Genomic DNA, 12,981 nt, shown 5'->3' with positions numbered 1-12,981 from the left:
GTATTAGACGTCATTTATCAATGAATGAAATTCGCCTATCTCCGCCCTCAAGCAAACCTGCCGCGGAGTTGCACATGCGCATCACCTATTTGTTCGACCCGCTCTGCGGCTGGTGCTACGGCGCAGACCCCACCCTTGAAAAGCTTGCCCAACTCGACGACGTGACGCTGGCGCTCATGCCGACGGGCCTGTTCGCGGGCGAGGGGGCGCGCGCAATGGACGCACAATTTGCCGCCTATGCCTGGCAGAACGACCAGCGGATCGCGCGCCTGACGGGCCAGCCTTTCTCTGAACGTTACCGCAGCGAGGTCCTGGGCAAGTCCGGCGGCATGTTCGACTCTGCGCCGGCAACCCTCGGTATGATCGCGGTCCGCGCTACGGAGCCAGCGAGGGAGCTTGAAGCGCTCAAAGCGATCCAGCGTGCCCGGTACGTGGATGCTCAGGACATTGCCAGCCTCGCCGGCATCAGCAACATCCTTCGATCCATCGGTCTGCCTGCGGCCGCCGAGCGTGTGCGGGCGCAGGACAGCGAACTGATGCAGACCTATCGCCGCGAGATCCAGGCCGCGCAGTTCGAGATGCAGCGGTTTGGCATCTCGGGCGTTCCGGCCGTGCTGGTGGGGGATGGCGCCGAGCGCCACCTGCTGCCCGGCAATCTTCTGTTCGGGCGCTTCGACCTTCTCATCTCACAGCTGAAGGTCGCCTGATCCTGCCAAACGGCAGCGCCAAGGCGATGCCGATTTCTCGCAGGGGGGATGGTCGCGGGGATTCTCCCGCGGCAATCGCCTCTGTCTCACAAGCGCGAAGGAATCAGATGCCCACACGCAGAGATATCATGAAGACCACCCTGGCAGCCGGCGCAGCAGCCGTCTTTGCTCCTGCCGAGTTCGGCCATGCGGCGGATAGCAAGCTGAGCTGGAAGCATTTTCCGGCGGGCCCCAACGGATTCTTCCGCGCCCCCGTCCTGGTGTCCGGCCCGACTGAAGCTCCTTGATCGATGGCGGTTTTAGCTTTCCGGATGGACGCGCGCTGGCCGAGGCGATCAAGGCGACGGGCAAGAAGCTGACTGCGATCTACATCAGCCAGTCGGATCCCGACTACTATTTCAGCCTGAAGCCGGTTCGCGAAGCCTTTCCGGGGGTGAAGGTGATCGCCGCGTCGGCGACGCTCGAAGCGATCAAGGGCAATGTCGAGAAGAAGCTCGCGGTATGGGGCCCCCAACTCAAGGAAAACGGCCCGCAGACACCTTCCGATGTCGTGCTGCCCGAGGCCTTTGACGGCCCGTCCTTGACGATCGACGGCGAGACCGTCGAGATCGTCGCCGCCGACGGATTGGCCAACCGCCGCTATCTCTGGGTCCCTTCGCTCAGGGCCGTTTTCGGCGGCGTCATGATCTTCTCCGGTGTCCATGTCTGGACCGCCGATACGCCGACTAAGGAACAGCGCGCGGCGTGGATCGCGAACCTCGACAAGATCGCCGAGCGCAAACCGGCCGTCGTGGTCGCCGGCCATAGCGCGCCCAATGCTCCGACAGATCTTTCAGGCGTTCAGCACACCAGAGCGTATCTGGTCGCATTCGAGGAGGAGTTGGCCAAGGCCAAGGACAGCGCAGCCCTGAAGGCCGCGATGGACGCCAGATTCCCCAATCTCGGCATGGGCGTCGCCCTCGATATCGGCTCGAAGGTCGCCAAGGGTGAAATGAAGTGGGGTTGATATAGCGTCCGCTCTCGATCCGATCTGAGCTTGGTGCTTCGTTTGAGCGAAATCATGAGTTGTTGCGGGCAGCGCTCGAACGAACATTGATCCGCGGGATGATGCCGGCGGGATTGCCGCCGACATCGCCGGTGCGCCTCCGTGTATTACCGGGACGGCGCCTCCAGAGATTGGGTCATTTCCGCTTGGCGGCCGGCGGAGGATTAATTTCCGCGATCCTGCGCAGGCAATCGGCCTCCGATTCGTGGGGACCGGACATAAACGTTCCACTGACTTTGGTCGAATACCATCCGGACACCACGCCCAGCCGAACGGACTCTTCCAACTTGACGTGCCGCGGCGAGAGATTCTGCATGAACTGCTTTCTGTTGATAGCCCGGAAGTGGGCCTCGATTCCTTAGACACCAGCTCGTGCTCGCTCAGCTCTCGCCGGCGAGGCGGCGCGAGATCCGCAAGTACCGAGGCCGGATGCCGCGTGCATGTCGGTAGGCGCCAGGATTCGCGTAAAGGTCACGCACGTAACGCGCCTTTACCACTGCCTCGGGCTTTTGATGACGAGAACCGCGAGATCGACCAGAGTCTCGCTCACGAGACTCGCTCGCATCCTCGCGTTGCGCATCCGCGAGCGACAGCGCGGGCGCACATCAGGAGTAGGCCGTTTCCGGCCCTTAAAGAACCGTGCGCGCTTTCCCGGCAAATAGCTATCGGTTTCTCGCACAGACGCCGATCTCCTTCGGCTTCGAATGCTGGGACTGAAAATGAAACCGAGCGGGGGCTCCATTTTGTTGAGCTTGCTCGCGTCAGGCGGGAGAAAGGCTTAATGGCGGGCTCTAGGAACGCTCCGGCGAGGTCAACCCGTGCGGCTATTCGTGCGGTTCACTTCTTCTTCGCTTTGGGTTGCTTCTTTGGCACCGGGCCCGCTGCGGCTTCCCGTGCCAGTCGCTCTGCCTTCAGCCGCTCTCGATTCTGAGCAAAGGCCTTCTCGGCGAGCGCATGCTCGGACATGGCCTTCTCCGCGTCGACCTGGCGGAAGGCCTTGCGTGCTTCACGCTCCGCTTTACTGATCGGTTTCGGCGGTTCGTATTCACCAACTTCTTTTGTCATCTTTTCCGATCTGATGCTTCTCTCAGGGGTCAATTCTTGCCTTTGAGCCCGGCATCTCGCGCCAGGCGCTCGGCCCTGAGACGTTTATGGTTTTCCTGGAACTCTGGATCGGCGTGGCTGTCCGCTATCGTTTGCCGCGCCCCAACGGGGTTTTGCGCCTTTCGGTCCGCTTCATCCGCGACCTGTTGCTCGGCGGAGCGCTTTCGTTTGGTCATTGCCAGATCCTTGCACCCATGATTGGTCCAGAGCTACCCAAATCATTGGCTATCCAAATCATTTCTGGGGTCTATGATAGACGTTTGTCGCGCAGGCGGCGACTTGAAAGTGCGGTGCGGTCTAAACCAACGGCTTCAGCGTCCGGATGCATTGCGTTGCAGCATGCTCCACGCTAGAGCAGCCGCAGATGAACTTTAGAGGTGAGCACATGTCGTATGCTTATAAGCTGAATGAAGACGTTCGCCACCAGCCCCAGGGTCCACAAGGACGTGAAGCAACTGATCCGCCGATGATTTACACCATCGTTCAATGTATGCCGATCGAGGCAGATGGGCGTCTTCGGTACCGTATCAAGAGCAAGTCGGACAATGTCGAGCGGGTCGTAACGGAAGATCAGCTGTCGTACTTTCAGTGATTGGCGCGCTTGATGAGCGTCGGAGTTTCGCCGTGTTGAATGAACGAGAAAAGATCCTGGTTGCCCTTCGAGAGAAACCGCTCAAAGTGTACGAGGTCATGAAACGCGCCAATGTCACAAATGAGGAGGCTTGCCAGACCCTGCTGCTGAAAATGCGGGACGAGGGCCTGGTGAAGTTCGATATCCATAAGGGGCGATGGCACGTCGGATGACTAGTGGAATTACGGCGACCATCCAGGCATGTCGTGCCTGGTCGAGTACGCCGTACGAAACCGGCCCGGGTTCTTCATTGCCAGCGCCGGAAGATGACGCTGGCGTTGACGCCTCCAAAGCCGAATCCATTCGAAATCGCATGTTCCATCGTCATCGGCCGGGCCTCGCGGGCGACGACGTCGATGCCTTCCGCGGCGGCGTCGCGATTGTCGAGATTGAGTGTGGGCGGCGCGACCTGGTCGCGTAACGCAAGAATCGTGAAGATCGCTTCCGCTCCTCCGGCCGCGCCGAGCAGATGACCCGTTGCTGATTTGGTGGCGCTGACGGCAATTCGCCCCTCGCGGCCGAACACGGCCTTGATCGCTTCCAGTTCGGAAAGGTCGCCAACCGGCGTCGAAGTGGAATGGGCGTTGAGATGCTGGATATCGCCCGGCTCGAGGCCGGCCTGCCGCAGAGCGGCTTCCATGGCGCGGCGCGCGCCGTCGCCGTCCTCGGGTCCCGAGGTGATGTGATAGGCGTCAGCCGTCGTGCCATAGCCCGCGATTTCGGCTATCGGTCGGGCGCCGCGGCGCAGCGCATGTTGCAGTTCCTCGATGACGAGGATACCGGCACCTTCGCCCATGACGAAGCCGTCACGGTCGCGATCGAAGGGCCGCGATGCACACGCCGGCGTTTCGTTGAAGCCGGTCGAAAGCGCCCTGGCGGCGGCGAAGCCGCCGAGACTCACCAGATCGATGCAGGCTTCCGATCCGCCGCAAATCGCAACATCAGCTTCTTCGGATCGAATGAGGCGCGCGGCATCGCCGATCGCCTGCACGCTCGCGGCGCAAGCCGTGACCGGCGTGCCGATCGGACCCTTGAAGCCGTAGCGGATCGAGACGTGACCGGCTGCGAGATTTGCCAGAAAGGACGGCACGGTGAACGGCGAGAGCCGCCTGATCCCGCGCTGATCGGTGGTCCGGACCGCCTCGACGATGGCCGGGAAGCCGCCGATGCCCGATGCGATCACCGTTGCCGTGCGCGCCAGCGACGGTGCGTCGGAAGGGGTCCATGCCGCTTGCACAATGGCCTCGGCACTGGCGGCCAATGCGAACAGGATGAAGCGATCCATCCTGCGCTGATCCTTCGCCGGTACAATGAGATCCGGATCGAAGCCTCCATCCGGATCGTCGGCCTTTGTCGGCACGAGTCCACCGACCCGTGCGGGGAGGGCAGCCGCCCATTCGGGAAGGGCGACCAGTCCTGAGCGGGCCGCGCACAAACGCGACCATACCAAGTCACTGCCGCAGCCCAGCGGCGATACCAAGCCCAATCCTGTAACGACAACGCGACGCATAAAGACTACCTCTTTAGTTGCCCATCAACCACGCCGTTCGGCTCGACCGAAAGCTCGCGTTCGAACCGAAATGGGGTCCTTGGCAGAGCAGCGCAACGCGCCCGACCGGACCACAGCTCCGCAAACCGAGCTGATTGTCATGGCCAAATTTTTCCGTGCGAATTCGGCTAAGCGGCCATTCGCAGCAGATCGACGATGTCGGCTTCGCTTTTGAAGGGCCGCGGATTGGCCTGGACGAAGCGATGATTGATCGCAATCTTGCTGATCTGGTCGAACTTGTCTTCGCCGATACCGACGTCGGCAAGGCGGCCGGGCAGTCCAAGGCTGTTGGTGAATTCTGCGAAGGCAGCTGCGGCTTCCATACCCGGCTCGCCAAGAGCCGACGCCAGGCGCTGCTGCGCATCCTCGGTGAACGGCTTGTTGTAGCGGAGCAGGCTCGGCATGATGACAGGTGTGCAATAGTAGTGCGGAACGCCGAAGCTCCCGCCAAGGACATGGCCGATGCCGTGACTGGCGCCCATCGGGATCCGCGCCTGGAGGCCGAAAGCGGCGAGCCACGCGCCGTATTGAGACAGTCGGCGCGCCTCCAGATCATCAGGTTGCTGCAAGGTCCGGAGCATTCCCTCGCGCAGGGTACGAACGCCTGCCAGGACGACCTCGTCGGCGAGCGGCGTGCCGGCGGGTGAGCACAATGCTTCGATGCCGTGGTCCATCGAGCGCGTTCCCGATCCCATCCAGAGCTTGGAAGGCGTATGAAGCGTGAGGGCGGGGTCGAGAATGATCGCCACCGGCATCATCCGGGGATGGAAGAAAATCTGCTTCAGCCTGCTCCGTTCATCGGTGACGAGCGCTGCCGCATTGTATTCGCCGCCATTCAGCGTGGACGGTACCGCGATCTGTCGGATCTGGGGCGATCGGAACGGAGAAACGGTGACGCCCGGGCCCATGGGGAATGGATCAAAACCCGATTCATCGCGGATGTCGTGTTCCATCGCCATGATGACGATCTTGGCGAGGTCGATCGCCGAGCCGCCGCCGACCGCGACGACCAGATCGGCTCCTGCGTCATCGGCTTGACGGGCAACCTCGGCAGCTTGCTTGCGCGTGGTGTGCTCGGCAATTCCGTCGAAGGTGGCGACATGCCTGCTGCCGAGCGCGCGCCGGATCTTCTCGATCTCGTCGGTCTTGGTGTTCAAGGTTCGGCTGACGAGCAGGAAGACGCGCTTTGCGTCAAGCCGCTCCGCCTCTTCGCTGATAGCCTCGGACGCAGCTTTGCCGTAAATGACACGGTCAATTGCTGGAAAATTATGTACGCCGGTGCTGCGCATTTTTTGTCCTCCCATGAGTGCCGTGGCCGAGAGCCTCAAGCGGCGAAAGTCTCGCGAACCTGTCTTGTCGCGGCATCCAGAACGGCTTTAGCCAGTTCGGGATCGTTGACGACGCGCGATAGCATCACCGCACCGACCATGGTCGAGAGGATGGCCATGGCCTTGCGACCGGACTCCTCGCCAGGGGTATCGGCAATGAAGTGGCCGAGGACTTCGAGATGCGCCTTGATGCCCGCTTCGAACGCCGCTTTAACGTCGGGCCCCTGTCTGGCGGCATCTGAGCCGAGCGCCACGATCGGGCAGCCGTCCATCTTTTCTTCGCAATGGTCGGCACTCAGGTAAAACGCGATCACTTCGCCAAGCGGATCACTAGGATTCTCCGCAGCCGCGTCCGACCATCGGCGGGACGCGCTCTCCAGCGCCCGTCTGGACGCCTCGACTGCCAGATCCTCTTTGGACGCGAACTGCTTGTAGAAGGCACCTTGGGTCAGCCCGGCACCCTCCATCAGATCCTTGAGACCGATGCCATCAAAGCCATGCTCCCGAAAAAGGCGACTTGCCACATTGATTACGGCTTGGCGGTTTTCAGCGGCTTGAATGCGACTCACACGCATCGTGGGTCTCCATTTGGATTTCGTCCGTAATCTAATATTGCACATAGATTTCATCCGCAATCTATCAAGTGAAGATCACGTTTTAGTCAGAACCTTAGTCGGCGCCGCTTTTTAGATTGTGAACGAACTCTATAAAGCCTATAGAGGTCATACGAAATCTAAAAGGCGGGAGATGGACATGAAAATGCGGGGCTTTGCGGTGTTGGCCGGTATTCTGATCCCGGCGGGGGTCGCCACATTCGTGAGCATTGTCCTTCCCGCGCACGAAGCCGCTGCCGTGAGCGACCCGAGGCAGGAACCGCCGATCGTCAGCCTGGTGAGGGCAGCGCGAGCCGCTGGATCCGACCGTGGCTTCACGGGCGTCGTGGGGGCCAGGGTGGAAAGCAATCTTGGCTTTCGCGTCGCCGGAAAGATCGTGGAACGGCTTGTGAATGTGGGAGAGCAGATCAAGGCCGGACAGCCGCTGATGCGGATCGACGAGACCGACCTTCACCTTGCGCTGGCAGCCAAGCGCAACGCTGTTGCCGCAGCTCGTGCATCGGTCGTTCAGACCGGCGCGGATGAGCAACGATACGCCAGCCTGGTAAGCGACGGCTGGGCTTCCCGACAGCGCTATGAGCAGGCGAAGGCCGCATCGGACACAGCCAAGGCGCAACTTGCTGCGGCCGAAGCTGACGCACGGGTGGCCGAGAACCAGGAGACCTATTCCATCCTGGTGGCGAGCGCGGATGGGACGGTCACCCAAACGCTTGGTGAGCCGGGACAAGTGGTCTCCGCGGGACAGCCCGTTATCCGGCTTGCGGAGGCCGGTCCTCGCGAAGCGGTGGTCACGCTTCCCGAAAAAGTCCGACCGGCGATCGGCTCGGTGGCTGAGGCTAGCCTGTATGGGAGCGATGGTCGCCGCTGGACGGCTCATCTCCGGCAGTTGTCGGATTCCGCCGATGCCCAGACGCGCACCTACGAGGCCCGCTACGTGCTCGACGGTGAGGCCGCGACGGCGCCGCTTGGCGCGACGGTCACCATTCGGCTCGCAAGCCAGGAGAGTCAGTCGGAAGTCCATGTGCCGCTGGGAGCCGTGCTCGACGACGGCAGAAAGACCGGCGTTTGGGTCTTCGACAGCGCGACCTCGACCGTACATTTTCGGCCCATCAAGCTTGTGCGTGTGACCAGCGAAACCGTCGTGATCTCCGGGCTGAGCTCAGGTGATCGGATTGTTTCGCTCGGCGCCCATCTCCTGCAGGACGGCGCTCACGTCAGGACCGCCGCTGAAAGCCGGAACAACTGAAGCGTCTCAATCTTTCCGCGCTGGCCGTTGGAGAAGCCACATGCTGTACAGCTACATCGTCGAGCAAGAAATCCGAAAGACCTTCGACCATGTCAACAACCATCGCTGGGATGAAGCGGTGAAAGCGGTTGCGCCGCATGTCCATCACCGCGTTTCCGGCGCCCACGCGCTTGGCGGCGAGCGCCACGACAAACAGGCCGTGCGCCGCTGGTTTGAGCGGCTCGGACGCGTCCTGCCCACTCTCCATCTCACGGTCAACAATGTCTGGGTGAAGGGCTGGCCCTGGAACACCACAGTCTTTGTCGAGTGGGACGGTACCGCAACGCTTCTCGACGGCGACGCCTCGTACGTCAACCGCGGTCTCCACGTGTTCACTCTGCGGTGGGGCAGAGTCCATGCACTCGAGGAATTTCAAGATTCACAGCAAGCCGCCCGTGGGCTTGGCGTCCAAGCGGCAGCTGGCCTCACAGAAGCTGGCGCCGAACCAATTGTGAGTTAGCAGATGAACCTCAATCTTTCCGCGATCGCCGTTCGCGAACGGGCCGTCACCCTGTTCTTCATCCTCCTGCTGGCAGCCGCAGGCGCCTACGCCTTCCTCATGCTCGGGCGGGCGGAGGATCCCTCCTTCACCATCAAGACCCTGACGGTCACGACGGTATGGCCAGGCGCGACGGCGCGCGAGATGCAGGACCAGGTCGCCGAACCGTTGGAGAAGCGGCTTCAGGAGCTGACCTGGTACGACCGAGTGGAGACGACCACGCGGCCCGGCTATGCGTACATGACGGTGACGCTGAAGGACAGCACGCCGCCATCTGCCGTGCAGGAGGAATTCTACCAGGCCCGCAAGAAGCTTGGGGATGAAGCGCGCAAGCTGCCCTCTGGTGTGCTCGGCCCCTTCGTCAACGACGAATATTCCGACGTGAGCTTCGCCCTTTATGCCCTCAAGGCGAAGGGCATGCCGATGCGCGAACTCGCGAGGCAAGCGGAGACCATTCGCCAGGACCTCCTGCACGTGCCTGGCGTCAAGAAGATCAACATCCTCGGCGAACGTCCCGAACAGATATTCATCGAGTTTTCCTATAGCAAACTGGCAACCCTCGGCGTGTCGGCACAGGATATTGTTGCCGCCTTGCAGCGGCAGAACACCGTCACACCGGCAGGCTCGATCGACACCAAGGGGCCGCAGGTCTTCATCCGGGTCGACGGCGCCTATGACAGCGTCGAGGCGATTGCCGACACGCCGATCGTCGCTGCGGGGCGAACGATAAAACTCTCTGACATTGCCGATATCCGCCGCGGTTACGAGGATCCGCCGACCTACCTCATCCGGCATCAGGGTGAACCCACGATCATGCTCGCCGCGGTTATGCAAGAGGGCTGGGATGGCCTCGCGCTCGGCAAGGCGCTGGAGGAGAGGTCCGCAGCTATCGCTCGGACGCTGCCACTCGGGATGACTCTGGCCAAGGTCAGCGACCAAGCCGTCAACATCACCTCGGCGGTTGACGAATTCATGATGAAGTTCGCGATGGCGCTCGGCGTGGTGCTTCTGGTCAGCCTGCTCAGCCTCGGCTGGCGCGTCGGTATCGTCGTGGCGACTGCCGTCCCTCTGACGCTTGCCGTCGTGTTCCTCATCATGCTGGAAACCGGGCGGTTCTTCGACCGCATCACGCTCGGTGCCCTCATCCTGGCGCTTGGCCTTCTCGTGGATGATGCCATCATCGCCATCGAGGTAATGGTGGTGAAAATGGAAGAGGGCATGGACCGCATCGCGGCGGCGGCCTACGCGTGGAGTCACACGGCGGCGCCAATGCTGTCGGGCACATTCGTGACGGTCGCCGGGTTCCTGCCGGTGGGTTTCGCGCGCTCGACGGCGGGCGAATACGCCGGCAACATCTTCTGGGTCGTGGGCTTTGCCCTCATCGTCTCCTGGATCGTCGCGGTGGTCTTCACGCCCTATCTGGGCGTCAAGATGCTGCCCGCGATCAAACCGATCGAAGGTGGTCACCACGCGATTTACGGTACGCCGAACTATCGGCGCTTGCGCGCGCTCATCACCTTCGCCGTGCGCCACAAGTTCGTGACCGTCGGCATCGTCGCCATCGCTTTCGCACTTTCTGGCGTCGGCATGGGCGCGGTCAAGCAGCAGTTCTTCCCGACGTCCGACCGCCCCGAAGTGCTGGTGGAGGTTCGTCTGCCGGAAGGCACCAGCATTGAGACGACGACCGCCACAGTCGAGAAGCTCGAACACTGGCTGCAGGACCAGCCGGCGGCCAAGATCGTCACGAGCTATGTCGGTCAGGGCGCTCCCCGCTTCTTCTTCGCCATGGCCCCGGAACTGCCTGATCCTGCCTTCGCCAAGATCGTCGTGCTCACACCGGACGCGGAGGCGCGCGAGGCTTTGAAGCGCCGGCTCCAGGAGGCGGTGTCTCAGGGGCTTGCACCCGAGGCCTATGTGCGCGTTACTCAGCTTGTGTTCGGACCCTACACGCCGTTCCCGGTCGAGTTTCGGGTGACGGGGCCTGATCCCGCGCAACTATACGCCATCTCCGATAAAGCCCTCGATACCATGCGAGGCGTGCCCGATGTGCGGCAAGCGAACCGCGATTGGGGTGATCGCACACCCGTGCTCCGCTTCATCCCGGATCAGGATCGACTGAACCTCATCGGCCTCTCGCCAGCGGAAGTGGCCCGGCAGCTCCAGTTCCTTCTCACGGGCGTCGCCGTTACGCAGGTCCGCGAGGACATCCGCAATGTCCCCATCGTGGCACGCAGCGCCGGCGGCGAGCGGCTGGATCCGACACGTCTGGCGGATTTCTCACTGATGAGCCGGGACGGCCGCCCGATTCCGCTCGACCAGATCGGACATTCGGAAATTCGTCTGGAAGAGCCGATCCTGAAGCGCCGCGACCGCACGCCCGTCATCACGATCCGCTCGGACATCAATGAAGCGACCCAGCCTCCAGAAGTTTCCAAGGAGATCATGAAGGCCCTTCAGCCGCTGATCGCAACCCTTCCGGCCGGCTATCGCATCGAATTGGGTGGCTCGATCGAGGAGGCGGAAAAGGCCAACACCGCGCTGGGTAAAATCTTCCCAGCCATGATTGCCGCCATGCTGATCGTCATCATGCTGCAGGTGCGATCCTTCTCGACGATGGCCATGGTCATGCTGACGGCACCGCTCGGCCTCGTCGGCGTCGTGCCGATGCTGCTCGCCTTCAACCAGCCGTTCGGGTTCAACGCCATTCTCGGCCTGATAGGACTGGCGGGCATCCTGATGCGTAACACCCTGATCCTGACCGAACAGATCAAGGAGAACCGTGCTGCCGGCCTCGATGACTACCACGCCGTCATCGAAGCCACCGTGCAGCGCACGAGGCCGGTGATCCTGACCGCGCTTGCCGCCGTGCTGGCCTTCATCCCTCTGACGCATTCCGTGTTCTGGGGTTCGATGGCCTATACGCTGATCGGCGGAACGGCGGTCGGCACGGTCCTGATCTTGCTGTTCCTTCCTGCGCTCTACGTCGCCTGGTTCCGAATCAAGCCGGCCTCGGACGAGCTCTATGAGCATTCTGCGAACGAACCGGAATTGCGAACAGCAATGGCTGCCGAGTAGGGCGCTCTTGGAGGACGAGACGCTTGAAGTTTTCGCCCGCTCGGTGCGCTTGATGATCCGTGGGGCGATCCCGGCCGATCCGTTTCAGTTCTGGAGATATCCGTGAAGTGCCGAACGGGAACAGATGCAGACGAGACGCGGAAGCGCATTCTCGAGGTCGCAGAGAAGCGCTTTCGCCGTGTCGGGTATCATAAGACATCTGTGGCCGACATAGCTTCCGAACTCGGCATGAGCCCGACGAATGTCTATCGCTTCTTTCCCTCCAGGGATGCGATCAACGAGTCCATCTGCGCGCGGATGGTGGACGAAGTTGCGGACGTCGCTTTTGCGATCGCGCGCGCGAATGCGCCGGCCATGGAAAAACTCGGCCAGCTCCTGACTGCCGTTCACCACCACAACAAGATGACCCTGATCGGGGAAAAGCACATGCACGACCTGATGGTCGCAGCCACGCGAGAAAACTGGCCGATCATCAACGCGCACACCCAGCGGTTGGCGACGATCTTCGAGGCAATCATACGGGAGGGCATCGAAGCCGGCGAGTTCGTGATCGAAGATGCGGCGGAAGCCGCGCGAGCGGTCAAGTCAGCGTTCATGCCGTTCTTCCATCCGGTTCTGATCGAGCACTGCGTTCGAAACGGGGAAGATACCGAAGCGGGCCTATGCAACCAGATACGTTTCATCCTGAAGGCGCTCGGCAAGTCTGAGCCGGCATGGACATAGCCACGGTCACATGGCTCCTCAAACGTGTCGAATGGGCCGACATGGTGACCCCGTGCACACGATCGCGACGACGAACGTCGCACTCTTCCCATGGACGAAAGGCGATCCCATAAATATCCGTCGCTCACAACCGATCCGGGACTGCGTGACGACCGAACCTCCAGACTGGAAAACCTCGGCGTCCAAAAACCTCTCAACTACTTCATGGCAAGCGTTCGATTGGGTGAGCGGGCGTTACGCCGCCCGCTCACTAATGAGCAGCTATTGGTTCTAAAATAGAATTAATTGAAGCGCCTTCCACAGCTCACAACCTCGTCTGCGGGCCCGCGCCAGAGCGGCTCAAACATCGACGTTTTTCGCACAATTTCCGGACTGACTTGCCGTGCACGAGAGTAGACCCGTCGTCCGTTGAGCGGAATGA

General features: G+C 61.7%; 12 protein-coding genes and 2 pseudogenes. 8 read left to right on the top strand and 6 right to left on the bottom strand.

Annotated elements, in window-relative coordinates:
- The first annotated feature begins 74 nt into the window (after positions 1 to 74).
- A complete protein-coding gene (locus tag IVA82_RS29390) occupies positions 75 to 707 on the top strand; it encodes a DsbA family protein (RefSeq protein ID WP_247382918.1) in 633 nt (210 codons plus the stop codon).
- A 107-nt stretch (positions 708 to 814) separates the two neighbouring features.
- Positions 815 to 1,713, top strand: a pseudogene (locus IVA82_RS29385) (MBL fold metallo-hydrolase).
- A 175-nt stretch (positions 1,714 to 1,888) separates the two neighbouring features.
- Here the strand turns inward: IVA82_RS29385 and IVA82_RS29380 are convergent.
- From IVA82_RS29380 to IVA82_RS29370, 3 genes are all read right to left on the bottom strand, one after another.
- Positions 1,889 to 2,068, bottom strand: coding sequence for a hypothetical protein (locus tag IVA82_RS29380; protein ID WP_247382917.1), 180 nt, complete (start codon positions 2,066 to 2,068; stop codon positions 1,889 to 1,891).
- A 521-nt stretch (positions 2,069 to 2,589) separates the two neighbouring features.
- Positions 2,590 to 2,817, bottom strand: a complete 228-nt coding sequence (locus IVA82_RS29375) for a hypothetical protein (protein WP_247382916.1) — start codon at positions 2,815 to 2,817, stop codon at positions 2,590 to 2,592.
- Between the two features lie 29 nt (positions 2,818 to 2,846).
- Positions 2,847 to 3,032 carry a hypothetical protein gene (locus IVA82_RS29370; protein ID WP_247382915.1) on the bottom strand — a complete coding sequence of 62 codons (186 nt, stop codon included), beginning with the start codon at positions 3,030 to 3,032 and terminating at the stop codon, positions 2,847 to 2,849.
- A 448-nt stretch (positions 3,033 to 3,480) separates the two neighbouring features.
- Between IVA82_RS29370 and IVA82_RS29365 the strand changes: the two genes are divergently transcribed.
- Positions 3,481 to 3,660, top strand: coding sequence for a hypothetical protein (locus IVA82_RS29365; protein WP_148741711.1), 180 nt, complete (start codon positions 3,481 to 3,483; stop codon positions 3,658 to 3,660).
- A gap of 74 nt (positions 3,661 to 3,734) precedes the next feature.
- Here IVA82_RS29365 and fabF read toward each other — a convergent pair whose 3' ends face one another.
- The 3 genes from fabF to IVA82_RS29350 form a co-directional block, all read right to left on the bottom strand.
- Positions 3,735 to 4,997 carry a beta-ketoacyl-ACP synthase II gene (fabF, locus tag IVA82_RS29360; RefSeq protein ID WP_247382914.1) on the bottom strand — a complete coding sequence of 421 codons (1,263 nt, stop codon included), beginning with the start codon at positions 4,995 to 4,997 and terminating at the stop codon, positions 3,735 to 3,737.
- Between the two features lie 167 nt (positions 4,998 to 5,164).
- Positions 5,165 to 6,325 carry an iron-containing alcohol dehydrogenase gene (locus tag IVA82_RS29355; protein ID WP_247382913.1) on the bottom strand — a complete coding sequence of 387 codons (1,161 nt, stop codon included), beginning with the start codon at positions 6,323 to 6,325 and terminating at the stop codon, positions 5,165 to 5,167.
- Positions 6,326 to 6,360: 35 nt separating this feature from the next.
- Positions 6,361 to 6,939: a TetR/AcrR family transcriptional regulator gene (locus tag IVA82_RS29350; RefSeq protein WP_148741714.1), complete on the bottom strand. Its 579-nt coding sequence runs from the start codon at positions 6,937 to 6,939 to the stop codon at positions 6,361 to 6,363.
- A 178-nt stretch (positions 6,940 to 7,117) separates the two neighbouring features.
- On the opposite strand from IVA82_RS29350, the gene IVA82_RS29345 reads away from it, so the two are divergent.
- From IVA82_RS29345 to IVA82_RS49135, 5 genes and pseudogenes are all read left to right on the top strand, one after another.
- Positions 7,118 to 8,224, top strand: coding sequence for an efflux RND transporter periplasmic adaptor subunit (locus IVA82_RS29345; protein ID WP_247382912.1), 1,107 nt, complete (start codon positions 7,118 to 7,120; stop codon positions 8,222 to 8,224).
- A gap of 40 nt (positions 8,225 to 8,264) precedes the next feature.
- Positions 8,265 to 8,723: a nuclear transport factor 2 family protein gene (locus tag IVA82_RS29340; RefSeq protein ID WP_247382911.1), complete on the top strand. Its 459-nt coding sequence runs from the start codon at positions 8,265 to 8,267 to the stop codon at positions 8,721 to 8,723.
- A 3-nt stretch (positions 8,724 to 8,726) separates the two neighbouring features.
- Entirely contained in the window at positions 8,727 to 11,837 is a 3,111-nt protein-coding gene (locus tag IVA82_RS29335; RefSeq protein WP_247382910.1) for an efflux RND transporter permease subunit, read from the top strand.
- A gap of 102 nt (positions 11,838 to 11,939) precedes the next feature.
- Positions 11,940 to 12,101: pseudogene (locus IVA82_RS49140) on the top strand (TetR/AcrR family transcriptional regulator); the annotation flags it as partial.
- 90 nt (positions 12,102 to 12,191) lie between these two features.
- Positions 12,192 to 12,560, top strand: a complete 369-nt coding sequence (locus tag IVA82_RS49135; RefSeq protein WP_346658695.1) for a hypothetical protein — start codon at positions 12,192 to 12,194, stop codon at positions 12,558 to 12,560.
- Positions 12,561 to 12,981 lie beyond the last annotated feature (421 nt).

The sequence above is a fragment of the Bradyrhizobium sp. 142 genome, assembly GCF_023074015.1.
Classification (GTDB): domain Bacteria; phylum Pseudomonadota; class Alphaproteobacteria; order Rhizobiales; family Xanthobacteraceae; genus Bradyrhizobium.
Note: the sequence above shows the minus strand (reverse complement) of the source record. Positions and strands in the feature narration are given on the sequence as shown.